Source organism: Arenimonas maotaiensis (genome assembly GCF_014638745.1).
Taxonomy (GTDB): Bacteria; Pseudomonadota; Gammaproteobacteria; order Xanthomonadales; family Xanthomonadaceae; genus Arenimonas; species Arenimonas maotaiensis.
The window spans coordinates 782,916-809,175 of record NZ_BMFO01000001.1 but is presented as its reverse complement, the minus strand read 5'-3'; the positions used below and the strand labels follow the sequence as shown (position 1 = coordinate 809,175).

At 68.4% G+C, this 26,260-nt stretch carries 23 protein-coding genes; 14 read left to right on the top strand and 9 right to left on the bottom strand.

The features are described from left to right. The first annotated feature begins 1 nt into the window (after position 1). The 8 genes from mreC to ubiM all read left to right on the top strand — a co-directional run bounded on the left by mreC (position 2) and on the right by ubiM (position 9,161). Positions 2-925 carry a rod shape-determining protein MreC gene (gene mreC, locus IEV56_RS03905; RefSeq protein WP_188447915.1) on the top strand — a complete coding sequence of 308 codons (924 nt, stop codon included), beginning with the start codon at positions 2-4 and terminating at the stop codon, positions 923-925. Then, positions 922-1,404 (top strand): rod shape-determining protein MreD, encoded by a 483-nt coding sequence (gene mreD, locus IEV56_RS03900; protein WP_188447913.1) that lies wholly within the window; start codon positions 922-924, stop codon positions 1,402-1,404. Before mreC ends, mreD begins: the two co-directional genes overlap by 4 nt. Positions 1,405-1,406: 2 nt before the next feature. Then, entirely contained in the window at positions 1,407-3,296 is a 1,890-nt protein-coding gene (mrdA, locus tag IEV56_RS03895) for a penicillin-binding protein 2 (RefSeq protein ID WP_188447911.1), read from the top strand. Next, positions 3,289-4,398, top strand: a complete 1,110-nt coding sequence (rodA, locus tag IEV56_RS03890; protein ID WP_188447909.1) for a rod shape-determining protein RodA — start codon at positions 3,289-3,291, stop codon at positions 4,396-4,398. The genes mrdA and rodA overlap by 8 nt, the downstream gene beginning before the upstream one ends. Before the next feature lie 63 nt (positions 4,399-4,461). Continuing rightward, entirely contained in the window at positions 4,462-5,580 is a 1,119-nt protein-coding gene (gene mltB / locus IEV56_RS03885) for a lytic murein transglycosylase B (protein WP_188447907.1), read from the top strand. After that, the gene (locus IEV56_RS10680) at positions 5,577-6,533 is read left to right on the top strand and encodes a septal ring lytic transglycosylase RlpA family protein (RefSeq protein ID WP_308419388.1); all 957 of its coding nucleotides are present in this window, start codon (positions 5,577-5,579) and stop codon (positions 6,531-6,533) included. Before mltB ends, IEV56_RS10680 begins: the two co-directional genes overlap by 4 nt. Positions 6,534-6,575: 42 nt before the next feature. After that, the gene (locus IEV56_RS03875) at positions 6,576-7,790 is read left to right on the top strand and encodes a D-alanyl-D-alanine carboxypeptidase family protein (RefSeq protein ID WP_188447904.1); all 1,215 of its coding nucleotides are present in this window, start codon (positions 6,576-6,578) and stop codon (positions 7,788-7,790) included. A 129-nt stretch (positions 7,791-7,919) separates the two neighbouring features. Continuing rightward, complete coding sequence (gene ubiM, locus IEV56_RS03870) at positions 7,920-9,161, top strand: 5-demethoxyubiquinol-8 5-hydroxylase UbiM (RefSeq protein WP_188447902.1); 1,242 nt, start codon at positions 7,920-7,922, stop codon at positions 9,159-9,161. A gap of 70 nt (positions 9,162-9,231) precedes the next feature. Here the strand turns inward: ubiM and IEV56_RS03865 are convergent, their stop codons facing one another. Continuing rightward, positions 9,232-11,409: a M3 family metallopeptidase gene (locus tag IEV56_RS03865; protein ID WP_188447900.1), complete on the bottom strand. Its 2,178-nt coding sequence runs from the start codon at positions 11,407-11,409 to the stop codon at positions 9,232-9,234. Positions 11,410-11,537: 128 nt separating this feature from the next. Here IEV56_RS03865 and IEV56_RS03860 point away from each other — a divergent pair, with 128 nt between their 5' ends. From IEV56_RS03860 to yedA, 6 genes are all read left to right on the top strand, one after another. Continuing rightward, on the top strand, positions 11,538-11,813 hold the full coding sequence (locus tag IEV56_RS03860) for a DUF493 family protein (protein ID WP_188447898.1): 276 nt from the start codon (positions 11,538-11,540) through the stop codon (positions 11,811-11,813). Then, complete coding sequence (gene lipB, locus IEV56_RS03855; protein ID WP_188447896.1) at positions 11,801-12,484, top strand: lipoyl(octanoyl) transferase LipB; 684 nt, start codon at positions 11,801-11,803, stop codon at positions 12,482-12,484. Before IEV56_RS03860 ends, lipB begins: the two co-directional genes overlap by 13 nt. Beyond that, positions 12,484-13,473, top strand: a complete 990-nt coding sequence (gene lipA, locus IEV56_RS03850; RefSeq protein WP_188447894.1) for a lipoyl synthase — start codon at positions 12,484-12,486, stop codon at positions 13,471-13,473. Before lipB ends, lipA begins: the two co-directional genes overlap by 1 nt. Before the next feature lie 62 nt (positions 13,474-13,535). Continuing rightward, positions 13,536-15,695, top strand: a complete 2,160-nt coding sequence (locus IEV56_RS03845) for a carboxy terminal-processing peptidase (protein WP_188447893.1) — start codon at positions 13,536-13,538, stop codon at positions 15,693-15,695. Positions 15,696-15,741: 46 nt separating this feature from the next. Further along, positions 15,742-16,563, top strand: coding sequence for a bifunctional transcriptional activator/DNA repair enzyme AdaA (locus tag IEV56_RS03840; protein ID WP_188447891.1), 822 nt, complete (start codon positions 15,742-15,744; stop codon positions 16,561-16,563). Positions 16,564-16,569: 6 nt separating this feature from the next. After that, positions 16,570-17,448, top strand: coding sequence for a drug/metabolite exporter YedA (yedA, locus tag IEV56_RS03835; protein WP_188447889.1), 879 nt, complete (start codon positions 16,570-16,572; stop codon positions 17,446-17,448). A 10-nt stretch (positions 17,449-17,458) separates the two neighbouring features. Here yedA and IEV56_RS03830 read toward each other — a convergent pair whose 3' ends face one another. From IEV56_RS03830 to IEV56_RS03795, 8 genes are all read right to left on the bottom strand, one after another. Beyond that, positions 17,459-18,304: an alpha/beta hydrolase family protein gene (locus IEV56_RS03830; RefSeq protein ID WP_188447887.1), complete on the bottom strand. Its 846-nt coding sequence runs from the start codon at positions 18,302-18,304 to the stop codon at positions 17,459-17,461. A gap of 64 nt (positions 18,305-18,368) precedes the next feature. After that, the gene (locus IEV56_RS03825; protein ID WP_188447885.1) at positions 18,369-19,550 is read right to left on the bottom strand and encodes an ABC transporter permease; all 1,182 of its coding nucleotides are present in this window, start codon (positions 19,548-19,550) and stop codon (positions 18,369-18,371) included. A gap of 1 nt (position 19,551) precedes the next feature. Beyond that, positions 19,552-20,709 carry an ABC transporter permease gene (locus IEV56_RS03820; RefSeq protein ID WP_229730157.1) on the bottom strand — a complete coding sequence of 386 codons (1,158 nt, stop codon included), beginning with the start codon at positions 20,707-20,709 and terminating at the stop codon, positions 19,552-19,554. Between the two features lies 1 nt (position 20,710). Next, on the bottom strand, positions 20,711-21,415 hold the full coding sequence (locus IEV56_RS03815) for an ABC transporter ATP-binding protein (protein ID WP_188448009.1): 705 nt from the start codon (positions 21,413-21,415) through the stop codon (positions 20,711-20,713). 14 nt (positions 21,416-21,429) lie between these two features. Further along, positions 21,430-22,650 carry an efflux RND transporter periplasmic adaptor subunit gene (locus tag IEV56_RS03810; protein ID WP_188447882.1) on the bottom strand — a complete coding sequence of 407 codons (1,221 nt, stop codon included), beginning with the start codon at positions 22,648-22,650 and terminating at the stop codon, positions 21,430-21,432. A gap of 44 nt (positions 22,651-22,694) precedes the next feature. Continuing rightward, the gene (locus IEV56_RS03805) at positions 22,695-24,089 is read right to left on the bottom strand and encodes a leucyl aminopeptidase family protein (protein WP_188447880.1); all 1,395 of its coding nucleotides are present in this window, start codon (positions 24,087-24,089) and stop codon (positions 22,695-22,697) included. Beyond that, positions 24,086-24,781 carry an HAD family hydrolase gene (locus tag IEV56_RS03800; RefSeq protein WP_188447878.1) on the bottom strand — a complete coding sequence of 232 codons (696 nt, stop codon included), beginning with the start codon at positions 24,779-24,781 and terminating at the stop codon, positions 24,086-24,088. The genes IEV56_RS03805 and IEV56_RS03800 overlap by 4 nt, the downstream gene beginning before the upstream one ends. Before the next feature lie 43 nt (positions 24,782-24,824). Then, on the bottom strand, positions 24,825-26,231 hold the full coding sequence (locus IEV56_RS03795) for a trypsin-like peptidase domain-containing protein (protein ID WP_188447876.1): 1,407 nt from the start codon (positions 26,229-26,231) through the stop codon (positions 24,825-24,827). Between the last annotated feature and the right edge of the window lie 29 nt (positions 26,232-26,260).

Below are 26,260 nucleotides of genomic sequence, written 5' to 3'. Positions count from 1 at the left end.
CGTGGCGTCGGATAAATTCAGTCCGTCCCCCTCCAGTAGCGGCCTCGGCGCCTGGCTGCCGGCCCTGTTCATGGCCTTGCTGTCGGTCAGCCTGATGGCGGTCGACGCCCGCTTCGGGCTCGGCCCGGTCATCCGCGCCTACACCAGCGAGCTGGCTTCGCCGGTGTGGTGGCTGGCTTCGCGTCCGAAAGCCCTGTTGCAGGGCGGCATCGACGCCATGAACACCAACGCCGCGCTGCATGAACGCGTGACGCGCTTGGAACGCGAGCGCCTGCGTTCCGATTTGGCCCTGCAGCGCCTGATCGCCCTGCAGGCCGAAAACGCCGAACTGCGCGTCCTGCTCAAGGTGCAGACCGAAAGGGCGCCGGGTTCGCGCGCGGTCGAACTGGTCAACGTCAATCCCGAACCGTCGCTCAAACGCCTGGTGATCGGCGCGGGCCGCCGGCAGAACGTGCGCGTCGGCCAGGTGGTGATCGACGCCGGCGGACTGGTCGGCCAGGTGTCCGAGGTCTATCCGTCCAGCGCGGTGGTCATCGCCATCACCGACGCCGACCATGCGGTGCCGGTGATGGTGGCGCGGTCCGGCTTCCGCGCCATCCTGTTCGGCCAAGGCAACGACAACCGCCTGTCTTTGGCCAACCTGACGCCCAGCGACGACATCAAGGCCGGTGACGTGCTGCTGACCTCCGGCCTCGGCGGCCGTTTCCCGCCGGGGATTCCGGTCGGCGTGGTCAAGACCTTCCGCCAGGATCCGGCGTTGACCTTCCTCTCGGCCCAGGTCCAACCGTTCGCGCGCACCGGCTATGGCCGTCATTTGCTGTTGCTCGACGCGGTTCCGGCCGCGCCTGCGGCGGCAGCCGCCGCACCGCCTGCGGCATCGGCTCCGGCAACTCCCAAACCGGCCGTGGCGGAGGCCAAGCCGTGATCCGCCGCGACACGCCCGGTTTGCGCTGGACCAGCCTGGCGTTGGCCTTCTTCGTCATGCTGCTGCCCTTGCCGGAATGGCTGGCCGCGCTGCGGCCGTTCGTGCTGGCGCAGGTGATGGTGTATTGGGTGCTGGAGACCCCGCAGCGGATGGGTTTGGCCCGCGTGTTCCTGATCGGTCTGCTGCTGGATCTGGCCAGCTTCAGCCTGCTCGGCGAGCATTCGCTGCGTCTGCTGCTGATCGCCGCCGTGGTGCATGCCTTCCGCAACCAGTTCCGCTTCTATCCGGTCTGGCAGCAGTCGCTGTTCCTGCTCGCGATCCTGTACGCCGACTTGATCCTGCTGTGGTTGCTGAGGCGTTTCCAGGACGCGCCGTCGCCGTCGCCGGAGACTTGGCTCGCGCCGATCCTGGCCTTCCTGCTCTGGCCGTGGCTGTACATGCTGCTCGATAACCTGCGCCTGCGCAGCCGTTCGAAGTAGGCATGGCGGCGCCGATCAAGAACCCGTCGTTCGAAGCCGAGCTGTTCCGGCGACGGGCGCTCGTGGCGCTGGCCGTAGCCGCGGCGGCGCTGGCGCTACTGGCCGTCGGCTATTTCCGGCTGCAGGTGCTGCAGTTCGACGAATACCGCCGTCAGGCCGACAGCAACCGCGTCAAGCTGCGGCCGACCATGCCCGCGCGCGGACTGATCTACGACCGTGACGGCATGCTGCTGGCCGATAACGTCTCGGCCTACCGGCTGGAACTGATTCCCGAGCAGGTCGAGGACGTCGACGCCACCTTGGCCCGCATCGGCAAACTCATTTACCTCTCGCCCGACGACCTGCGCCGCTTCAAGCGCGCGCGCGACAACTCGCGCCGCTTCCTGCCGATCACCGTCAAGCTGCGCCTGAGCGAAGACGAGGTCGCGCGCTTCTCGATCAACCGCTTCCGCTTTCCGGGCGTCGAAGTGGTGCCGTACCTGACCCGTCGCTACGCCCATGGCGACCTGTTCGCGCATGTCATCGGTTATGTCGCGCGGCTGGACGAAGCCGACCTGAAGGCGATGGGCGACGAACGCTACTCGGTGCTGACCCATACCGGCAAGACCGGCATCGAGCGCGCTTACGAAGAAAAGCTGCGCGGCACCATCGGCTACGAAGCGGTCGAGACCAACGCCCGCGGCCGCTCGCTCGGCGTGCTCAACCGGCATCTGTCCGAGGCCGGCACCGACCTGCGCCTCAGCCTCGACATGGACCTGCAGCAGGCCACGGTCGAGGCCTTCGGCGAACGCACCGGTTCGGCGGTGGCGGTGGATCCGCGCACCGGCGAAGTGCTGGCGATGGTCAGCCTGCCGGCGTTCGACACCAACCTGTTCGTCAACGGCATTTCGACCACGGACTACCGCGCGCTGTCGACCGATCCCTCGCAGCCGCTGTTCAACCGCAACGTGCGCGGCGGCACGCCGCCGGGCTCGACCATCAAGCCGTTCGTGGCCTTGGCCGGGCTGGAGTCGGGCCTGCGCAAGCCGGAAGACACCATCTATTCCAGCGGCGAATTCTTCATTCCGGGCCAGCGCCGCGGCTACCGCGATTCGCACCGCGGCGGACACGGTATGGTCGACCTGTATTCCTCGATCGCCGAGTCGGTGAACACCTACTATTACAAACTGGCGATGGACATGGGCATCGAGAAGTTCGATTACTACATGCGCCGGTACGGCTTCGGCCGACCGACCGGCATCGACCTGGTCGGCGAGGTCTCCGGCATCCTGCCCTCGCCGGAATGGAAGCGGAAACGCTTCAAGCAGCCTTGGTATCTGGGCGAGACGGTGATCGCCGGCATCGGCCAGGGCTACTGGGTGGTGACGCCGCTGCAGCTGGCGCAGGGCACCGCCAGCCTGGCCAACGGCGGCCGCCGGATTCCGTTGCGTCTGGTCAAGCAGACCCGAACCGGCCTGAATGCGCCCTGGAAGGCCTTGCCGCCGCCGGCGTGGAGCTCGATCGGCGCCACGCCGGAACAGCTGCAGGCCATCCGCACCGGCATGGAGGCGACCATGCATTCGCCGCGCGGCACCGGCTGGTCGATCGCCGCCGGCGCGCCGTACCGCATCGCCGGCAAGACCGGCACCGTGCAGAAGATCAGCCGCAAGGGCAGCATCAGCATGGATCCGCGCAGCCTGCCGCTGCATCTGCGCCACCAGGCGCTGTTCATCGGCTACGCCCCGGCCGAGGATCCGCGCATCGCCGTGGTGGTGGTGGTCGAGCACGGCGGCTACGGCGCCAGTTCGGCCGGCCCGATCGCGCGCCGGATGATGGACGCCTATCTGCTCAAACCAAAGCCCGCGCCGGCCGCCGCGCCGGCACCGGCGCCAACGGAGCCGCGTGATGGTTGAGGCGATTATCTCCCTGCGCCGCTTCATCCGCCGCCTGCTGGCGCGCGTCGACGCGCCGCTGATGCTGGCGCTGATGACGGTGATGGCGGTCAGCCTGCTGGTGCAGGCCAGCGCCGGCGAAGATCCGTTGCGCGCGGTGCTGGCGCAGGGCGCGCGTTTCGTCATCGGCTCGGCCGCGCTGGTGCTGATCGCCAACACCTCGCCGGCCAATCTGCGCGCCTGGACGCCCTGGGTGTACGGCTTCACGCTGGCGTTGATGCCGCTGGTGTTCCTGTTCGGCAGCGGCCGCAGCGCCAACCTCTGGCTTGATCTCGGCGTGTTCTACCTGCAGCCCGGCGAGCTGCTGAAGCTGAGCGTGCCGATGATGCTGGCCTGGTATCTGAACCGGCAGACGCTGCCGCCGAGCTGGCGCACGCTGTTGGTCAGCGCCGTCATCGTCGGCGCGCCGGTGGCGCTGATCGTCAAACAACCCGATTTCGGCACCGGCATGCTGGTGCTGGCCTCCGGCGGTTTCGCGCTGTTCCTGGCCGGTCTGCAATGGCAGCGCATCGCGTTCGCCGCCGCCGCCGCCGCCGCCGCCATTCCGATCGGTTACCAGTTCCTGATGCCGTACCAGAAAGACCGCATCCATGTGTTCCTGAACCCGGAAAGCGCGCCGCAGGGCGCCGGCTGGAACATCATCCAATCCAAGATCGCCATCGGTTCCGGCGGCCTCACCGGCAAAGGCTGGGGCGACAGCACCCAGGCCAATCTCGACTTCCTGCCCGAACACACCACCGACTTCGCGTTCTCGGTGTTTTCCGAGGAGTGGGGCTGGCTCGGCGTGCTGGCGATCCTGCTGGTCTACTTCTTCATCATTTCGCGCGCGCTGTGGATGGCGATGAACGCCAGGGACGCCTATTCGCGCCTGCTGGCCGGCGCGCTGGCGCTGACCTTCTTCATCTACATCCTGGTCAACGCCGGCATGGTCGCGGGTTTCCTGCCGGTGGTCGGCGTGCCGATGCCGCTGATCAGCTACGGCGGCACGTCCGCGGTCTCGCTGCTGGCCGGTTTCGGCCTGGTGATGTCGGCGTATTCGCACCGCAAATATCTGGCCGACTGAGCGGCGCGCGCCCGCGCGACTGTGGTAATTTTACCGATATGACGCATACGCAGGACCGCTGACATGAACAGACACCTTCCGCTGCTGGCCGTATTGGCCGCGAGCCTGGCCGGTTGCACCGGCACACCGGTGAAGCCGGTACCGGAGCCGGTCGCCGTCAGCGCGCCTGTGCCGCCGTCCGCGCCGCCGGCCGACGCCGAACCGCTGACGCAGGACGTCGCCGCGCGCAAGGAACGCTTCATCAGCGACACCGCGGCCAAATACGGCATTCCCGAGGACCAGCTGCGCGCGACCTTGGCCAAGGCGCAATACCGGCAGAGCATCGTCAACGCCATGGCGCGGCCGGCCGAGTCGACCCGCACCTGGGCCCAGTACCGCCCGATCTTCCTGACCGACGGCCGCATCGCGCAGGGCCGCGGGTATCTGTCCGACAACCGCTTCGAGGTCAATCAGGTCGCCGAGCGCACCGGCGTGCCGGCCGAGATCATCCTCGCCATCATGGGCGTGGAGACCGGCTGGGGCGGCAACATGGGCAGCCACAACGTGCTCGATGCCCTGTACACGCTGGCGTTCCACTATCCGGTCATCGACGGCAAAGTCAACGAGGCGCGCATCGCGTTCTTCACCGACGAACTGGCGCAGCTGTTCGCGCTCGCCAAGGAAGAGGGCTTCGACATCCTTACGCTGAAAGGCAGTTACGCCGGCGCCATGGGCCTGGGCCAGTTCATGCCGTCCAGCTACCGCCGCTACGCGGTCGACGGCGACGGCGACGGAAAGCGCGATCTGTTCGGCTCGAAGCGCGACGCGTTCGCGTCCATCGCCAATTATTTCATCGGCCATGGCTGGCAACCGGGCAATCCGGTATTCGTGCGCGCCAACGCCTTGCCGGGCGCGGCGCCGTTCAAGCCGGAGAACTGGGAAGCGAAATATTCCCTGGCTGAATTGGCCGGCAAAGGTTACACCCCGGTGGGCGGCGCGGTCGATCTGCCGGCCACCTTGCTGACGCTGGACGGCGCGCAGGGCACCGAGCACTGGATCGGCTTCAAGAACTTCTGGGTCATCACCCGCTACAACCGTTCGCCGATGTACGCGATGGCGGTCTGGCAGCTGGCGCAGGAAATCGCGCAGCGGCCGTACGCGCCCGTGCCGGCCGCAGCCATGCCGACGCCCGGCGGCCGATGAGCGCGGTGCGGTTCGCGCCCTTGCTGGCGTTGACGTTGGCCGCCTGCGGCACCGCGCCGGTCAAGCGCGAAACACCGCAGCAGCCGCAGGACACGCCGCCGGCTGCACCAGCGGTGTCTGCGCCGGCCGGCGAAACCGCACAAGCCGCCGGTGAGGCCGAACGCAACAACGCGCGCGTCTGTCGGCAGGTGATGCAGCACGACGAACGCAACTACACCGCCGGCGGCCTGTATGCGCCCGGCGTGGCCGACGCCCATCCCGACGGCGAGCTGGACGTCAGTCTGTTGCGTGAACCGGTGCCGCGCGCCGAACCGAAATCGAAATACGGCAACCGCTCGCCGTACAAGGTGCTGGGCAAAAGCTATTACGTGCTCGATTCGGCCGAAGGCTACCGCGAGCGCGGCATCGCGTCCTGGTACGGCACCAAGTTCCACGGCCGCAACACCTCCAGCGGCGAGCCCTACGACATGTGCCAGTTCAGCGCCGCGCACAAGACCCTGCCGATTCCCAGCTTCGCGCGCGTGACCCGGCTCGACACCGGCGAATCGGTGATCGTGCGCGTCAACGACCGCGGGCCGTTCCATCCCGGCCGCGTCATCGACCTCAGTTTCGCCGCCGCCAGCAAGCTCGGCATCAACCGCACCGGCACCGCCCAGGTCGAGGTCGAGGCCGTCACCGGTGGGGTCTTGCCGCCACCGGTGCCGATCGAGGTGCCCGATGCCGCCAAGCGCTATCTGCAGGTCGCGGCTTATGGCCAAGAGGACAACGCCCAGGCGATGACGGCCCGCTTGCGCGAGGCCGGCATCGATGCGGTGTTCATCCAGAAGCACCGCGGCTACGCCGGCACCGTCTGGCGCGTGCGCATCGGTCCACTGGGCGAGATCGAATCCCGGCAAGTTCAGGAAAAACTCGCCGGGCTCGGCCTGAAAGGGCTTCGGGTCGGGGCCGAATAGGCTTAAAATAGCGGGGTAGCCGTCCTTCTCCGGAGTTCCCCCATGCGTGTTTCCCGAATTTTCGCGGCCGGTGCCGCCTGTATCGTGGCTGTGGCCATGGCGCAATCCGTTCCTGCTCCCCTGCCGTCCGCGGCCGGCACGCCGGTGCAGATCCCGGCCGCGCCGGTGCCGACCGGCGCCAGCGCCTGGCTGGTGATGGATTACGCCAACGGCCAGGTATTGGCCAGCCAGAACGCCGACCTGCGCGTCGAGCCGGCCAGCATCACCAAGGTGATGACTTCGTATGTGGTCGCCGCCGAGATCAAGGCCGGCAAGATCAAGCCGAGCGACCAGGTGCTGATCAGCGAGAACGCCTGGCGTGGCGGCGGCGGCGGTACCGACGGCTCGACCAGCTTCCTGCCGCTGGGCAGCACGGTCGCGCTGGAAGATCTCGAGCGCGGCATGGTCATCCAATCCGGCAACGATGCCGCCATCGCGCTGGCCGAGCATGTGGCCGGTTCCGAGCAGGCGTTCGTCGAGCTGATGAACAGCTACGCGAAGAAGATCGGCATGGCCAATTCGCACTTCATGAATCCGCATGGCCTGCCGGACCCGAACCATTACTCGACCGCGCGCGACCTGGCGCTGCTCGGCCGCGCCATGGTGCGCGATTTCCCGGAAGCCTACGCCTACAACAAGATCAAGGAATACACGGTCAACGGCATCCGCCAGCACAACCGCAACGGCCTGCTGTGGAAGGACGCCTCGGTCGACGGCATCAAGACCGGCCACACCTCGGCCGCCGGCTATTGCCTGCTGGCCTCGGCCAAGCGCGGCGAACAGCGCCTGATCTCGGTGGTGCTCGGCATCCAGAGCGATTCGCAGAAGCAGGGCTTCGATCTGCGCGAGAACGGCAACCTGGCGCTGCTGAACTGGGGCTTCCGCTTCTTCGAGACCCGCACCCTGTACACGCCGGACAAGACCATCGCCGCGCCGCGCCTGTGGAAGGGCGCCGACGACACCGTCGCGCTGTCGGTGGCGGCGCCGTTCGAGATCACCGTGCCGCGCGGAAAGTTCGACGCCTTGAAGGCCAACATCGACGTGCCGAAGTACATCGTGGCGCCGTTGAAGGCCGGCCAGCCGGTCGGCACCCTGAAGATCAGCATGGACGGCAAGGTCGTGGCGCAGGCGCCGCTGGTGGCGAAAGCCGCGGCGGAAGAGGCCGGCTTCTTCGGCCGCCTGTGGGACGGCTTCCTGATGTGGTGGGACAAGCTGTAACCGCTACGCGCGACGAAACGGAAAAGCCGGCGCGAGCCGGCTTTTTCGTGTCCGCTGCTTGATGCGGATCAAGTCGTGTCGATGCGGCTTGGCTTAGCATATGACGACCCGTTCCCGATCGGATACGCCATGACCTACGATGTCGCCATCATCGGCGCCGGCCCCGCCGGCCTCACGCTTGCCGGCGCCTTGGCCCGCGAGGGCCTTTCCGTCGCCCTGATCGATCCGGCCGATGCCGGAACGCTCGCCGCGCCGCCGGATGACGGACGCGAGATCGCGTTGACCGCGCTGTCGCGCGAATTGCTGACGCAGTGGCGGCAGTGGCCGCTGCTGGCGCCGGACGAGATCACCGCGATGCACGAGGCGCAGGTGTTCGACGGCGATGCGCAGGTGCCGATGTCGGTTCGCGCGCCGGCCGGTGCCGAGGCCTTGGGTTGGATGGTGTCCAACCGGGCGTTGCGCCGCATCGCCTATCAGGCCGCGGCGGAAGTGCCGGGCATCGACTGGCATCTGTCGCGGCGCGCGCGTGCCCTGGAGAACGGCCCGGACGGCGCCCGTGTGCGCTTGGACGACGGCCGCATACTCGAAGCGCGATTGGTGGTCGCGGCCGACAGCCGCTTTTCCGAGGCCCGCCGCATGGCCGGGCTGCCGGCGCGGCATCGCGATTTCGGACGCAGCATGCTGGTCTGCCGCATGCGTCTGGAACGTCCGCGCCCGGGTATCGCTTGGGAATGCCTGGATTACGGGCAGACCCTGGCGTTGTTGCCGCTCGGCGGCGATCTGGCCTCGGTGGTGATCACCCTGCCGCCGGCCGAGATCGCGCGTCTGCAGACCTTGCCGGCCGAGGCGTTCGCGCGCGAAACGGCCGAGCGTTACCGCGGCCGTCTCGGCACGATGCGGCTGGAGGGCGAACGGCATGTCTATCCGCTGGTCGGCGTCTGCCCGGACCGTCTGGTGGCCGGCCGCTTCGCCTGCGTCGGCGACGCCGCCATCGGCATGCACCCGATCACCGCGCACGGCTACAATCTCGGACTGCGCGGCATCGGCATGCTGGTGCGCCGTATCCGTTCCGCCATCGAAACCGGCGGCGATATCGCCGCGCCGGCGCTGTTGGCGGGCTACGAGCGCGAGCTCCAGGCCATCAGCCGGCCGCTGTACCTGGCGACGGAATCGATTGTCCGGGTGTACACCGACGACCGCGCGCCGGTGCGTTTGCTGCGGCGCGCCGGCCTGCGTTTCGGCGGAGGCTTCGCGCCGTTCCGGCATGCCTTGGCCACGATCCTGTCGGGCCGCGAGCTCTCGCCGCCGCTGCCGTTGCGCGTGTTCGGCCGGCTGCTGTCGGCGCGCCGGCCGCGGCTGCAGGCGCCCTGAGCCGCGCGGCGGAATCCGGGCCACAAAAAAGCCGGCTTGCGCCGGCTTTCTTGTTTTCAGCAATTGGCGGTCACTTGGTTTCCGGCTCGGCGGTCAGGCCGCGGCGTTCCAGCAGCGGCTGGATGTCCGGCTCCTGCTCGGCGAAGTCGCGGAACAGCTGCAGCGCGTCCTTGCTGCCGCCGCGCGACAGCAGCTTGGCGCGGAAGCGGTCGCCGTTGGCGCGGGTCAGGCCGCCGTGGTTCTTGATCCACTCCACCGTGGTGGCGTCCAGCACTTCCGACCAGATGTAGGCGTAGTAGCCGGCCGCGTAGCCGCCCATGATGTGGCTGAAGTAGTTGGTGCGGTAGCGCGGCGGCACGGCGGCGTAATCCAAGCCGACGTCCTGCAGCGCCTTGGCCTCGTACGCCATCACGCCGTCGGCGTCCGGCAGCTGGTCGGCCGATACCTGGTGCCAGCGCTGGTCGAGCAGGGCGGCGCCCAGGTATTCGGTGGTGGTGTAGCCCTGGTTGAACTTCTCGGCCGAGAGCACCTTGTCCAGCAGCTCCTTCGGCATCGGTTCGCCGGTCTGCCAGTGCACGGCGTAGTTGGCCAGCACCGACGGCCAGGTCGACCACATCTCGTTGACCTGCGACGGGAACTCGACGAAGTCGCGCGGCACGTTGGTGCCGCTGAAGTACGGGTACTTCACGTCGGAGAACATGCCGTGCAGCACGTGGCCGAATTCGTGGAACGCGGTGTTGACGTCGTCCCAGGTCAGCAGCGCCGGCTTGCCTTCGGTCGGCTCGGTCACGTTCAGGTGGAACGCCACCACCGGCTTGGTGCCCATCAGCTCGGACTGGTCGACGTACGAGCTCATCCAGGCGCCGCCGCGCTTGGAGGAGCGTGCGAACGGATCGACGATGATCAGCGCCAGCTCGGAGCCGTCGGCGTTGAAGGCCTCGTAGACCTTGACGTCCTCGTGGTACACCGGCAGGTCGGTGCGCTGCTTGAAGGTCACGCCGTACAGTTCGGTCACGGCGTGGAAGATGCCCTTCTCGAGCACGTTGTTCAGTTCCAGGTACGGCTTCAGCTGGTTCTCGTCGAAGTCGTACTGGGCCTTGCGCACCTTCTCGGTGTAGTAGGCCCAGTCCCACGGCTCGAGCGCGAAGGTCGGCTGCTTCTTGGCCTTCTGCTCCTGGTCGATCATGGCCTGCAGCACGGCGCCTTCCTTGCGGGCGTTGGCGACCGCGGCCGGCGCCAGCTTGGCCAGCATGGCGTTGACCGCTTCCGGATTCTTCGCGGTCTCTTCGGCCAGGCCGAACGCGGCGTAGCTGGAATAGCCCATGATCGCGGCGCGTTCGGCGCGCAGCTTGGCCACGCGCGCGACGATGGCGCGGTTGTCGAAGGCGTTGCCGCGGCTGCCGCGGGCGACCGACGCTTTATGCAGACGCTCGCGCAGGGCGCGGTTGTCCAGCTGCGGCAGCAGCGGCTGGCCGGTGGTGTTCAGCAGCGCGATGCGGTACTTGCCCGGCATGCCCTTTTCTTCGGCGCTCTTGGCCAACACGGCGATCTGCTCGTCGCTCAGGCCGGCCAGTTCGGCGCGGTCGGACACGATCACCGCCGAGTCGTTCACTTCGGCCAGCACGTTCTGGCTGAACTGGGTGGTCAGCGTCGCCATTTCGGCGTTGATTTCCTTGACCCGGGTCTTCTGCGCGTCGGTCAGGTTGGCGCCGGCGCGCACGAAGTCGGTGTAGTAGCGCTCGATCAGACGAACGCCCTGATCATCCAGGCCGAGGCTGGCGCGCTTCTCGTAAAGCGCCTTGATGCGCGCGAACAGCTTGGCGTTCAGGTAGATGCTGTCGCGGTGCGCGGCGAACTTCGGCGAGTACTCGGCGTCGAGTTTGTCGAGCGCGTCGTTGGTGTTGGTGCTGGTCAGGTTGCCGAACGCGATCGCGGCGCGGGTCAGCAGCTGGCCGGAGCGCTCCATCGCCAGGATGGTGTTGTCGAAGGTCGGCGCCTTGCGGCTGTCGGCGATGGCCTGGATCTCGCGGGCCTGCTCGGCCATGCCGCGGTCGAAGGCCGGCGCGAAGTCGGTGTCCTTGACCTTGTCGAACTGCGGGTACTGGTAGGGCAGGGGGCTTTGCTGGAAGAAGGGATTCATGGTCTGGCTGGCGTGGTTGGCGGCCGGTTCGGCCGGGGCGGCGCCGGCGCCCAGGCTGGCGGTGGCCAGGGCGAGCGCGATGGAGAGGGTGACGGGGTTTTTCAACATGGGGTACGGCCTCGAGTGGATAACTCTTCGATTTTACGCCAACGCGCGTTAAGAAAATGTGCCGGAAGCCATGGTTCGCGCGCCTGGCGGCACTTGGGTTTTGGCCGGATTGCCCCGATAATAGCGGCATGACCAGCGAAAATCCGAAAGAACAGGGCTTCAGCTTCCCGGGCGTGTTCGAGATCACCGCCATGGGCGCCGCCGGCGCCGGCTTGGAGACCGCCGTGCCGCACGAGCTGACGCAGGCCGGGCTGACCGTGCTGCACGAAACGCTGTCCTCGCGCGCCTCCAGCGCCGGCCGGTTCGTGTCGATTTCGGTGCGCTTCAAGGCCGAGTCCCGCGCCGACTACGAGGCCGCGCACCACGCCCTGCGTGCCCATCCCGAGATCAAGTGGACGCTGTAAAACCCGACTGGCGCGTTTATCGGCTCGGCCTGCAACCCTACCAAGCGGTCTGGGACGCCATGGAGCGGCACACCGCTGGCCGCGGCGAAGAGGCCGGCGCCGACCAGCTCTGGCTGCTACAACACCACCCGGTGTATACCCTGGGCCAGGCCGGCAAGCCCGAGCATGTGTTGTTGCCGGGCGACATCCCGGTCATCCGCTGCAACCGCGGCGGCCAGGTCACCTACCACGGCCCCGGCCAGATCGTGGCCTACCCGCTGGTCGACATCCGCCGCCTGGGCATCGGCGTGCGCGAACTGGTGCATCGCATCGAGCAGGCCCTGATCGACACCCTGGCGCGCTGGGGCGTGGCGGCCGAACGGCGCGAGGGCGCGCCCGGCGTGTACGTCGGCGCGGCCAAGATCGCCGCCTTGGGCCTGCGGGTCAAACGCGGCTGCAGCCTGCACGGCCTGGCGTTCAACATCGACATGGATCTGAGCCCGTTCCACGGCATCAATCCCTGCGGCTTCACGGGGCTGGCGGTGACGCAGATGGTAGAATTGACCGGTGCCCTGGCCTTGGCCGAGGTCGAAGCCGAGCTGGTCCGCCAGCTGTCCGTCCAACTAGGCCTCAACCCGGTCCCGGCCGACGGCCTGCCGCCGGCACTTTCCCCCGAATCCGCGAGTTCCTGATGTCGAACGAGAAAACCATCGCCGCGCAAACCGTCACCTCGCTGGAGACCGGCGCCAAGCAGCTGGGCGAGAGCAAGATCGCGCGCAGTCCGGTGCAGTTCGCCGAGGCGCCGGTGCTGCGCAAGCCGAGCTGGATCCGGGTGCGCATTCCGGCCGGCAACGCGGTCGCCAAGCTGAAGGCGCAGCTACGCGAGAACCGCCTGGTCACCGTGTGCGAGGAGGCCAGTTGCCCGAACATCCACGAGTGCTTCAGCCACGGCACCGCCACCTTCATGATCCTGGGCGAGGTCTGCACCCGCCGCTGCAGCTTCTGCGACGTGGCGCACGGCCGGCCGAAGCCGCCGGATGCGGCCGAGCCGCTGAACCTGGCCACCACCATCGCCGACATGAAGCTGCGCTACGTGGTGATCACCTCGGTCGACCGCGACGACCTGCGCGACGGCGGCGCCGAGCACTTCACCCGCTGCATCGACGAGATCCGCCGCTTCAGCCCGGGCATCAAGATCGAGATCCTGACCCCCGACTTCCGCGGCAAGGGCCGCATGGAGCGCGCGCTGGAGCTGCTCAACCGGTCGCCGCCGGACGTGTTCAACCATAATCTCGAGACCGTGCCGGACCTGTACCCGAACGTGCGCCCCGGCGCCGACTACGCCTGGTCGCTGCGTCTGCTGAAGGAATTCAAGGCCGCCAACCCCGGCGTGCCGACCAAGTCCGGCATCATGCTCGGCCTGGGCGAGACCATGGACCAGGTACGGCAGACCCTGCGCGACCTGCGCGCGCACGACGTCGACATGATCACCGTCGGCCAATACCTGCAGCCGACCCCGCACCACCATCCGGTGATGCGCTACTGGACGCCGGAGGAATTCGCCGAAATCGAGGCGTTCGGGAACCAATTGGGCTTCACCCATGTCGCATCCGGACCGATGGTGCGTTCCAGCTACCACGCCGACCGCATGGCGATCGAAGCCGGATTCGTGCAGACCTGACCAATGGCCCATGCGTTCCGGGCCGGAACGCGCATAATGCTGGCAATCACCCGAGGCGACACATGAAAAAACGTTACGTTCTGGCCCTGACCGCCCTGCTGCCGCTGGCCATCGCCTTCGCCGCCAACCAGGGCCGCAGCACCACGCCCGAATCCGAGCTGGTGCCGACCGAGGCGCAGGCGCTGACCGGCAACCTGGTGTACCAGCTGCTGTCCGGCAGCAACTATGCCTACAAGACCCTGCCGCTGGACGACGCGCTGTCGGCCGACATCTTCGACAACTATCTGGAGTCGCTGGACGGCAACAAGCTGTTCTTCACCGCCGCCGACATCGCCCGCTTCGAGGCCTACCGCAGCCGGATGGACGACGCCATCCGCGACCGTGAGCTCGATCCGGCCTTCGAGATCTTCAAGACCTACCTGATCCGTGTCGACCAGCGCGTGGCGCACGCCCGCGGCCTGCTCAAGCAGGAATTCGACTTCAGCGCCGCCGAAACCTACCGCTACGACCGCGAGGACGCCGCTTGGGCCAAGGACACCGCCGAGCTCGATGCGCTCTGGCGCCAGTCGGTGAAGAACGACGTGCTGCGCCTGAAACTGGCCGGCCGGCCGATGGCCGAAATCCGCACCACCCTCGACAAGCGCTACGCGCAGCTGTCCGAACGCCTGCACCAGCTGCGCGGCGACGATGTGTTCGAGAACTTCATGAACGCCTACGGCAGCGCCATCGACCCGCATACCTCGTACATGAGCCCGCGCAGCGCCGACAATTTCAACATGACCATGAAGCTCTCGCTCGAAGGCGTGGGCGCGGTGCTGCAGGCGCAGGACGAGTACGTGGTGTTCCGCACCATCATGCCCGGCAGCCCGGCCGAGAAATCCGGCCAGATTAAGACCGGTGACCGCGTGCTGGCCGTCGGCCAGGGCGAAAGCGGCCCGATGGTCGACGTGGTCGGCTGGCGCATCGACGACGTGGTGGCCAAGATCCGCGGTGCCAAGGGCACCGTGGTCCGGCTCGACGTGCAGTCCGCCGACGAAGGCCCGGACGGCCCGCGCAAGATTGTGCGCATCGTGCGCGACAAGGTCAAGCTCGAGGAGCAGGCCGCCAGCCGCCGCATCATCGAGACCGGCGGCAAGCGCATCGGCGTGATCGAACTGCCGACCTTCTACCTCGATTTCGAGGCCGCCCGCCGCGGCGATCCGGACGTGCGTTCGGCCACCAGCGACGTGCGCAAGCTGCTGACCGAACTGAAGGCCGAGAACGTCGACGGTGTGGTGGTCGACCTGCGCGACAACGGCGGCGGTTCGCTGATCGAGGCGGTCGAGCTGACCGGCCTGTTCATCGAGCGGGGCCCGGTGCTGCAGGTGCGCAACGCCAACGGCGAGGTCGAAGTGGAATCCGACGAAGACGCGGCGGTGGCCTGGACCGGCCCGCTGGCGGTGCTGGTCAACCGCTCCTCGGCCTCGGCGTCGGAGATCTTCGCCGCCGCCATCCAGGATTACGGCCGCGGCCTGATCATCGGCGAGCCGACCTTCGGCAAGGGCACGGTGCAGACCCTGGTCGACCTCGACCGCTTCCCGCGCCGCAAGGACATCCAGTTCGGCCAGCTGAAGATGACCGTGGCGCAGTTCTTCCGCATCGACGGCGGCACCACCCAGAACGCCGCGGTCACTCCGGACGTGCCGTTCCCGGTCAGCGTCGACGCCTCCGAGTACGGCGAAAGCACCTTCGACAACGCCCTGCCGTACACCCGCATCGCGGCCGCCGAGTACGCCCGGCTGGGCAGCTTCCAGGCCATCCTGCCGCAGCTGATCGAGCGCCACGGCAAGCGCGTGGCCGCCGACCGCGAATTCTCCTGGTGGATGCAGGACGTGGCCCTGTTCAAGGCCGAGCGCGACAAGAAAAGCGTGTCGCTGAACGAAGCCGAACGCATCCGCGAACGCGACGAACGCAAGGCCCGCCGTGAAGCGCGCGATGCCGAGCGCAAGACGCTGGGCCTGAAATCGGTGGCGGTCGACGACCGCGACGACGGCCTGCAGGCCGACGAGCGCCGGATCAGCGAGCAGGTCGCCCAGGAAAAAGCGGCCAAGGAACTGCCGGATCCGCTGCGGGATGAATCGGCCGCGATCCTGGCCGACGCCATCGGTCTGCTGGAAACCGACAAGCCGCTGCTGACCCGGGTGTTCCCGAAATCGGCCTCGGCCACCCGCTGGACCGAATGACAGGATGCGGATAACGCCGCCGGCCGCTGCGGCGTAGGATGGCGGCATGGACACATCGCCCGATCCCCGACTGGAAAACGCGCGCGCCCTGCTGGAATCGGGCGCGTTCTCCCTGCCCGAACTCGCCGCCGAAGTCGGCCTGAGTCCGGCCTATCTGCAGAAGCGCTTCAAGCAGGCCTATGGCCTGAGTCCGGCCGAGTACGCCGGCCAGCGCCGGCTGATGCGCCTGAAACAACGCCTGCGCGAAACCGAGGACGTCACCCAGGCCTGGGTCGACAGCGGTTTCGGTTCCTGTTCGCGCGTGTACGAGAACGGCGCTGCCAAGCTCGGCATGTCGCCGGCGCAGTACCGCAAAGGCGGCCGCGGCCTGAAGATCCACTGGACGGTGACCGATACCGCGCTAGGCAACGCGCTGGTGGCGGCGACCGCGCGCGGCATCTGCGCCGTGGCCTTGGCCGACAGCCAAGACGCGTTGCTGGCGGAGCTGCGCCGGGAATTCCCCGAAGCCGAACTGAACCACGTGCCGGACGACGACGGCGCCATCGCGCCGACCGTGCGCGCCGTCGCCGATGCGCTGGCCGGCAAGGCCGCCGCATTGCCGCTGGAGCTGGTCGGCACCGCGTTCCAGCACCGCGTCTGGCAGGCGCTGATGCGCATCCCGGCCGGCGAGACCTTCAGCTACGCCGAGCTGGCGCAGGTGCTGGACATGCCCAAGGCCGCGCGCGCGGTGGCGCGCGCCTGCGCCGGCAATAAAGTGGCGGTGCTGGTGCCCTGCCACCGCATCGTGCGCGGCGACGGTTCGCTCGGCGGCTACCGCTGGGGCTTGCCGCGCAAACAGACCCTGCTGGCGCGTGAACGCATGCGATAATGGCGCATGAGCGATTCACCTAAACGCAGCCACGTGTTCGCCGCCTTGCTGGCGGTTTATGTCCTCTGGGGTTCCACCTATTACGCGATCAAGCTGGCCTTGCCGGGTTATCCGCCGTTCCTGCTGACCGGCACGCGCATGCTGATTGCCGGCGGCTTGATGTTGGCTTGGCTGGCCTGGCGCCGGCACCCGCTGCCCACGCGCTCGCAATGGCCGTCGCTGGTGGTGCTGGCCACGGTGATGACGGTGCTGTCGAACGCCTTCGTCAACGTCGCCGAGCAGACCGTGTCCAGCGGCGTGGTCGCCATCGGCGTGGCGGCGATGCCGCTATGGGCCGGATTGTTCGCGGCGCTGCGCGGCTACCATCCCAACCGCATCGAGTGGAGCGGGCTGCTGCTCGGTTTCCTCGGCGTGATCTGGCTCAATCTCGGCAGCGAGCTGCGCGTTTCCACCGTCGGCCTGCTGTGCGTGCTGGCCGCGCCGCTCGGCTGGGCCTGGGGTTCGATGTGGAGCAAGGGCCGCGACCTGCCCGATCCGGTGGCGCTGTCGGCCTGGCAGATGGCCATCGGCGGCGTCATCTCCAGCCTGCTCGGCCTGGCCATCGGCGAGCGCTTCACGCACGCGCCCGGGCTCGAGGCCACGGCCGCCATGCTGTATCTGGCGGTGTTCGGTTCGGTCATCGCCTATTCGGCCTTCGTCTGGCTGGTCAAGCACGTGCGTCCGGCGCTGGCCACCAGCTACGCCTACGTCAATCCGCCGATCGCGCTGCTGCTCGGCGTGCTGCTGCTCGACGAACCGATGAACTCGCACACGCTGGTGGCGATGGCGCTGATCCTGGTCAGCATCGGCATCGTCACCCTCGGCAAACGCCTGCACGGCGGCTGAGCCGCCGCGCCTATTTGGTCTCGACGCGGATGCCCGCGCCGCGGTAGCCGCCGGCGCATTTTCCCGACCGCACGCCGGCCAGGAACGCATCGATGCTGCCGGTGATCAACGCGGTTTCGGCCGCCGTACCGCCGCCGCCGAAATCGCGGTGGTTTCCGCCTTCGACTACCCCCTGCCATTTGCAGCCCGGCGTCATGTTCCGGTACGGTTGCAGGCGCGATGTCCAATCCGCGTCGATCTCTGCGTCTTCGGTACCGGTCAGCGAATATACCGGCGCCCGGATGCCACGCCAGGCGTTCGCCGGAAAGATATGGCCTGCGCCCTGCGGCGACAGCGCGATGTAGGCGTCGAACGCGATGCGGGTGTCGAGCCCGAGCCGGTTGTCGGCACCGGCCAACAGCATCGTGGTGGCGGCGCCCATCGAATGGCCGATCAGCACGCTGAAACCGGAACGGCAACGCGCTTTGCCCCAATCGCGCGCGGCCTGGATGTCGGCGAAGCGGTCGCGGTAGGCGTCGGCGTCGGTCACCAAGCCGCTCAATCCTTCCTTCACCGCGCCCCGCAAGCGTCCCTGCGGTATATGCGCGCGCAACGCGGCTCGGCCGCTCAAGGCGTGTCCGGGCACGATGGCCAGATAGCCGCCGTCGCGTAGATGCGCGGCCAGATAAGCCAAGCCCTTTTCCGAACCGCCGGCACCGTGGCTGAGCACGGCGATGCCACGGCAGACGCCCGTCGGCGCGTAGACCGCGGCGGTGGTCACGCCGTCCGGACGCGGAATGCGGCGGGTTTCCTGCGCCGATGCGGCAGCGCAGGTGGAGATGAGGATCAGGGCCAGAGTGATCGAATGGCGTGTCATCGGAGTCCTGCCGAACGGGGCTGTCCATCCAAGATGCGGCGGATGCCGCATCGGTCGCGTATTCTCAGCCGCCGCGCAGCGCGGCCGTGACTGGCAGGCGCGCGGCGCGCAGGGCCGGCGCCAGGCCGCCCAGGAAACCGATGCCCAGCGCCCAGATCAGGCCCTGCAGCACCAGGCCGGGCGTGACCGCGAAATTGAACGCGACCTGGGTGAAGCTGCCGCTCAGCGTGGATACCGAATAGTCGTTGAACAGCAGGTAGGCGGTGACCGCGCCGATCACGCCGCCGAGCAGCGACAGCGCCATGGCCTCGGCCATCACCGAGGCCACCACCGGCGCGTTGCCGAAACCGAGCGCGCGTAGCGTGCCGATTTCCGCGGTGCGCGCCGAAACCGCCGAGTACATGGTGTTGAGCGCGCCGAACAGGGCGCCGAAGGCCATGATCACCGCCACGATGTTGGTCAAAAAGCCGATCTGGCGGGTCAGCCCGGACGATTGCGCGCTGAAGAACTCCTGCTCGGTCTTGACCTCGACATTGAGCTGCGGATCGGACTCCAGCCGGCGCTTGAGCGCGCCGAGCGCGTCGCGGTAGGCCAGGCGCGCCACCACCGAGGACGCGCCCGACCGGCCGAACGCGCTCTGCACGGTCTCCAGATCGGCCCACAGTTCGGAGTCGTGCGCGTCGCCGGTCTCGAACACGCCGACCACCTGCCAGTACGAGCCGCGGAATTTCAGCCTGGAGCCGACCTGCAGGCCGTCGAACTGGGTGTAGGCGCCCTTGCCGACCATCAGCTCGCGCAGTCCGGGCGTGAAGCGGCGGCCTTCGAGCAGTTTCAGTTCCGGCCGCAACGTGAAGCCGGCGGGCTCGACGCCGCGCAGCGAGACGTTGGCGCCCGAGCGTTCGCCCTTGCGCGGCACCTCGGTGATCACGATCAGTTCGGCCGACGCCACCGGCAGGCCGTCGGCGCCGCGCGCGATGGCCGGATCCTGCTTGATCTGGGTGACCGAAGCACGTTCCAGGAAGCTGGCCAGTTCGCCGTTGGCGCCGCCGCGCAGCACGATGGCGCGGTCCGGATCGCCGGTGGCGGTCAGGGTCTTGTTCAGGCCGGTCGACATCGACAGCATCGCCACCAGCACGCCGACCACGCCGGCGATGCCGATCACGATCACCAGCGACGCGCCCAGGCGCTGCGGGATGCTCCTCAGGTTCATCAGCACGATTTCGCGCACTTGCGTGAAGGTGCTCATGTCAGCGCCCCGCCAAGGCATCGACGATGCGGACGCGCATGGCGTGCCAGGCCGGCGGCAGGCCGACCGCCGTCGCCAGCAGCGCGGTGCTGGCCAGGGCGAACAGCCAGACGCGGGCATCGGCGCGGATCGGATATTCCGGCGGCAACGCGCCGGTCACGGCGCTGGCCAACAGCAGGCCGGCCAAGGCGCCGAGGAAGCACAGCAGGAACGCTTCGGCCAGCACCAGCGCCAGCACGGTGCGGTCGGTGAAGCCCAGGCATTTCAGCACCGCCAGCTCCGGCACGCGTTCGCGCACGGCCTGGCTCATGGTGTAGCCGGTGAGGATCAGGATGGTGAAGAACACCGCGCCGGAAATGGCGTTGACGATGAAGCCGATGTCGCCCAGCTGCTTCAGGAAGCCGAGCTGGAACTCCTGCTCGCTCTGGGTCTTGGTCTCGTCGGCCGAATTCTCGAAGCGCCGGTCGATTTCGGCGGCGATGCGGCCGGAATCCATCGGGTTCTTGACCCGCACCACGAACACGCCGGCCAGTCCGCGCGTGCGCTCGATGCGGGCTTCGTCGAACTGGCCGTAGTTCAGGTACATCAGGTTGGCGCGGTCGCTCCATTCCCGGTCGCGGCCGCCGAAGATGCCGACCACGCGCCATTGCCAGACACGGCTGCCGTCCTTCTGGGTCCAGATGAAGGAGTTCAGCGGCACGATGTCGCCGACCTTCCAGCCGTATTTGTCGGCCAATATCCTCCCGACGATGGCGCCGTCCTGGGTCGAGATGAAGGCGCGCCACTGGTCCTCCGGCATCGTCCATTCCGGATAGGTGTCGCGCAGGCGTTGCGGATTGACCGCGAACTGCGGGAAGAAGTTCTTCGGATCCTGGTACACGCCGCCGAAGAACTGCGAGTGCCCGACGTGCTCGACGCCCGGAATCGCTTCGATCTGCGGCAGCAGGCGCATCGGCAGCGGCGTGGTGAAGCTGATCTTGGCCTGGGTGATCAACCGGTTGGCGCCGAGGAAATCGGCGCCGCCGGCCAGCACCGAGTTCACCGCCTGCAGCAGGCCGATCAGCAGGAAGGCCGCCGCCAGCGACAGCAGGGTGAATGCCGTGCGCGTCTTCTTGCGCATCAGCGCGCCCCAGACCAGCGGCAGGTATTTGCCGATCACCTCAGTGCTCCGCGCCGCCGGCCAACGTGCCCTGGTCGACCAGGGTGCCCTTGTCCAGATGCACGGTGCGGCGCGCGTATTCGGCCGCCTTCGGATCGTGCGTCACCATCACGATGGTCTTCTTGAAGTCGCGGTTCAGGCGCTGCAGCAGGGTCAGCACCTCGTCCGCGGTCTTGCGGTCGAGGTCGCCGGTGGGCTCGTCGCAGATCAGGATGCGCGGGTCCGACACCAGCGCGCGCGCGATGGCCACGCGCTGCTGCTGGCCGCCGGACAGTTCATTCGGCTTGTGTCCGGCGCGGTCGCCGATGCCGACCAGGTCGAGCGCGATGGCGGCGCGGCGCCGGCGTTCGCCGGTGTCCATGTCGGTCAGCAGCAGCGGCAGCTCCACGTTCTTCTGCGCGCTCAGCACCGGCATCAGGTTGTAGCTCTGGAAGATGAAGCCGACCGTTTCCGCACGCCAGGCCGCCAGCGCGTCGCCGGACAGCTCGTCGATGCGCCGGCCTTCGATCTTCAGCTCGCCGCCGGTGGGCGAGTCGATGCCGCCGATCAGGTTCAGCAGGGTGGTCTTGCCGGAGCCGGAGGGGCCCATCAGCGCCACGAAGTCGCCTTCGGGGATGTCCAGGTCGATGCCGTGCAGCACTTCCAGCACCTGCTTGCCGCGCACATAGGATTTGCGCAGGCCGCGGATTTCGACCAGCGGGAACAGCGCGTCGCCGCCGTTCATTTCGCGGCGCCTTCCTTGCCGGCCACGGCGGCGCCGTCGGCCAAACCTTCCGGCGGCGAGACGATCACCGAGTCGCCCTTGCCCAGGCCCTTCACCACGCGGCTGTCGCTGTCGTTGGCATCGGCCACGGTGACCGGCACGCGCTTGGCCTTGCCATCGACCACGGTGAACACGAAGGCCTTGTCGCCGTCCTTGAGCACGGCGGCGTTCGGGATCCAGAAGCCGGCCAGCGGCTTGCCGGCCTCGGCCTTCTCCAGGAAGCTGACGCGTACGCCCATGTCGGGCACGATGCGCGGGTCCTTGCTGTCCAGCGCCACGCGCACCTTGACTGTGGCCTTGGAGCGGTCGGCGGTCGGGATGATGGCGATCACCGAGCCGGGGATGCGCCAGTCCGGATACGCGTTGAGCATCGCTTCGATCGGCATGCCCGGGGTGACGCGGCCGATGTAGGCCTCGTTGACGTCGACCTGCACCTCCAGCGAATCCATGTCGACCAGGGTGCCGATGCCGGTGCGGATCGAACCGCCGCCGGCCGAGATCGGCGAGATCATCTCGCCCGGCTGCGCCGCCTTGGCGATGATGACGCCGGCAAACGGCGCGCGGATCACGGTGTTGTCGACGCCCAGTGCCGCCACGGCGCGTTGGTCGAGCGCCAGCGCCACCGATTTCTGCAGGCTGGCCAGACGCGCCGCGCGCGAATCGCGTTCGGCCTTGGCGGTATCCAGCGCCTGTTTCGACACCAGCTGCTGCGCGGCCAGGTCGCGGGTGCGGCGGAAATTGCTTTCGGCCAGCGCCAGCTGCGCCTGCGCTTCGGCCAGCTGCGAGCGGCTGGCGGCCACCTGCGATTGCGCCACGTCGAGCTGGGCGCTGGCGTCCTGGTCGTCCAGGCGCGCCAGGATCTCGCCTTCGGCGACCTGCTGGCCTTCCTCGATGTAGACTTCGCGGACTTTGCCGGTCACCTTCGAGGACACCGTGGCGATGCGGCGTGCGGTCACGTAGCCGGAGGCGTCGAGCACCGAGGCCGGACCGGCTTCGGCGGCCGACCGCGGATTGACGGTGTCCACCGCCAGCGGCTTGCCGCCGCGCAGCAGCAACAGCGCGAGCAACACCACGATCGCGATGGCGGCGTAAAGCGGCCAGCGCCGTTTGCCGGCCGGGCGGCCGCCGCGGCTGCGGTCGATCTTCAATTCATGCAAGGCACTTTCTGGACGGCTCATCGTCGGATCCTGGGAGAACGGTTCGGTGGGAGTATGCGGCGTCTTCAGGCCGAAGCCGAGTGCCGGTTGTCATATGTTTGCCGCAGCAGGGTGAAGGCGGCGCGCAAGCCCTGCGCCTCGCCGCCGGCCGGCTTGCCCGGGCGGTCGCCGTCGTTCCAGCTGTACACGTCCACGTGCGTCCAGGCGATGTCGGCGGGCACGAAGCGCTGCAGGAACAGCGCGGCGGTCACGCTGCCGGCCATCTTGCTGCCGGCGTTGGCCAGGTCGGCCACATTCGATTTCAGGTAGGTGAGGTACGGCTGCCACAGCGGCAGGCGCCAGAGCGGATCGTGCTGCGCCTCGCCGGCGGCCAGATAGGCCTGCGCCAGGTCGTCGCGGTTGCTGTACAGCACCGGCAGGTCGGGGCCGAGGGCGATGCGCGCGGCGCCGGTCAGCGTGGCGAAATCCATGATCAGCGCCGGCCGCAGTTCGCCGGCCAGAGCCAGGGCGTCGCACAGCACCAGGCGGCCTTCGGCGTCGGTGTTGTCGATCTCCACGGTCATGCCTTGGCGGGTGGTGATGACATCGCCGGGCCGGAAGGCGTTGCCGGCGACGCTGTTCTCCACCGCCGCGATCAACAGCGTCAGCCGGATCGGCAGCCGGCTCTGCATCACCAGGCGCGCCAACGCCAGAGCGTGCGCGGCGCCGCCCATGTCTTTTTTCATGTTGCGCATGCCGTCGGCCGGTTTCAGGTCCAGGCCGCCGGTGTCGAAGCACACGCCCTTGCCGCACAGCACCACGCGCGGATGCGCCTCGTCGCCCCAGTCCAGCCGTAGCAGGCGCGGCGCGCGGTGCGCGGCGCGGCCGACCGCGTGGATGGTGGGGAAGCCGCGTTCCAGCAGGGCCTCGCCGACCACGGCTTCGCTGCGCGCGCCGAATTCACTCGCGGCGGCGTGCACCAGCTGTTCCAGTTGCTCCGGTCCCATGTGCTCGGCCGGCGTGTTGACCATATCGCGCACCAGGGTGCTGGCGGCCAGCAACGCCATGCTCTGCGCGGCATGCCCTTCGGCGTGCAAGCGCGCCGGTTCGCGGCGCTCGAGATAGCGTTCGAAGCGGTAGGCACCCAAGCCCCAGCCCAGCGCCAAGGCATCGGCACCGATGGCGTCGCCGGCGCCGCGGTGGTAATCGCCGGCGGGCAACAGCTTGGGCAGGTGCGCCACGGCATAGGGATGGTCGCCGTCGAGCACCGCCAGCACGCGCTGCCAATGCCCGGATTCGTCCGGCAGCAGCGCGAATCGTCCGCCTTTGCCGGCGAAGTCCTGGCTGGCCAGCCAGTTGCGGCAGAACTCAGGCTGCGCCGCCAACCAAGCCGCGTAGCCGGCCGGCGTGACGAAATCGATCGGGCGCGAGGCGGCGGCGCGCTCAAAGCGCAGTCCGGGCGTGGCGGGGCTCAGGGTCATGCGGCGTTCTCCTCCAGCCAGTCGGCCAGTTGCGTGAGGTCGGTGACGGTGACGTGCGCGGCGGCGATGTCCGCCGGCCAGACCGCTTCGGTGCGGTTGATCCAGGCCGAGCGGAAGCCGGCGCCGTGCGCGCCCTGCACGTCCAGCCAGGGGTCGTCGCCGACATGCAGGATCTGCGCGGCGTCGAGGTCGAGACGGCGGCGGGTGGCTTCGAAGATCGGCGCATGCGGTTTGGCGTGGCCGATGTCGCGCGCCGACACGCAGCCGAGGAAGAAGTGGCCGATGCCGGTGCGTTGCAGGTCGGCGTTGCCGTTGGTCAGTGCGATCAGCGGGAAGCGCGCGGCCAGGCGCTCCAGCGCCGGCAGGCAGTCCTCGTACAGGGTGACGTCGTTGCGGGCGCGGAAGAAGGCGTCGAACGCCGGATCGACCAGCGCCTCGGATTCGCCCGAGAGCCGGAACGCGTGCTGTAGCGACAGCTTGCGCTGGGCGGTGAAGTCGTGCGCCAGCTCCGGATGCGCCTGCGCGATCTGCTCGCGCACGTGGCGCATGGCCGGAATCGGGAACTGCGCGGCGGTGGCCGGCGCGTGCACCAGCAGGAATTCGTGCAGCGCGGTTTCGGCGCGCTCGATGATCGGCCAGATCGGCCAGAGGGTGTCGTCGAGATCGAGACTGAGGGCTTTGATGGCGGGCATAGGCGCTTAGGATACCGCGAAGCGCGTGCAGGCCCCGTGTTTTTCAGCGCATCTCCAGATAGCCCGACTGCCGGCCGCGCGCCAGGCCGAGCTCGAGCCGGCGCGGGCTGGCTGACAGCAGCGCGCGCAGGCCGGCCAGATCGGCCACCGACTGCCGGTTCAGCACCAGGATGCGGTCGCCGGCCTCCAGGCCGTTGCGCTCGGCCCGGCTGCCGCCGGCCACCTTGCTGACGATGACGCCGCGCATGCCGGTCTGCCGGTAGCGCTCGGGCGTGTCGATCAGCACCGCGCCGGCCAGGCGCGGATCCAGCTGTCCGGCGTCGAGTTCCTTGGGCGCGGCTTTCAGCTGCGCGCTGAGTTCCAGCCGTTGCGCGCCGCGCATCAGCTGCAGGCGCACCGGCGCGTTCAGCGGCAGCAGGCCCTCCAGATTGCTGAGCGCTTCGCCGCTTTCGATGCGCTGGCCGTTGGCCTGCAGGATGACGTCGCCGGGCCGGATGCCGGCGGCCTCGGCCGGGCTGCCGCGGTACACGCGGGTCACCATCGCGCCTTTGACGAACGGCTGCTCGGTGGTCTGCGCGGTTTCCGCGTCCAGTCCCAGCGAGCCGCGCCGCACTTCGCCGTAGGCCATCAGCTGGCGCATGATCTCCTTGGCCAGGTTCGACGGGATGGCGAAGCCCAGGCCGATGTTGCCGGCCGCGCTGCCGCGCGGGTTGAAGCTGGCCACGTTGATGCCGACCAGTTCGCCGTTGAGGTTGACCAGCGCGCCGCCGGAATTGCCGGGGTTGATCGAGGCGTCGGTCTGGATGAAGTTCTGGTAGCCCAGGCCCTGCAGGCCGCTGCGGCCGACGGCCGAGACGATGCCGCTGGTGACGGTCTGGCCCAGGCCGAACGGATTGCCGACCGCGACCACGTAGTCGCCGACCCGCAGCTTGGCCGAATCGGCCATCGGCAGCGCCTGCAGGCCGGTGGCGGAAATGCGGATGACCGCGATGTCGGTGTCCGGGTCGGAGCCCACCGGCTGCGCCTCGAAGGTGCGGCCGTCGGTCAGGCTGACCGAGACCTCGTCGGCGCCTTCGACCACGTGGTTGTTGGTCAGGATCAGGCCGCGCGCGGCGTCCACGATCACGCCCGAACCCAGCGATTGCGAGATGCGCTCCTGCGGATAGCGGCCGCCGCCGAAGAATTCGGCGATCGGATTGTTCACCCGCACGCGTTGCTTGGTGTAGATGTTGACCACCGAGGGCGTGACCTTGTCCAGCATCGGCGCCAAGGTCGGCATCGCTTGGCCGGTGCCGGGCGTGCCGGCCGCTTGCGCGGCGGGAATGCCCCATTCCGGCACCTTGCCGGTTTCGGCCGGTGCCGGCGCTTGGCTGAAGTACAGGCCGGCGGCCAGGGCGCCGGTGGCGGTGCCCAACAGGGCGAAGGCGACGGTTCGCAGGGTAGGGCGCATGATCGACCTCGAATCGGTGGGTTGGGAAG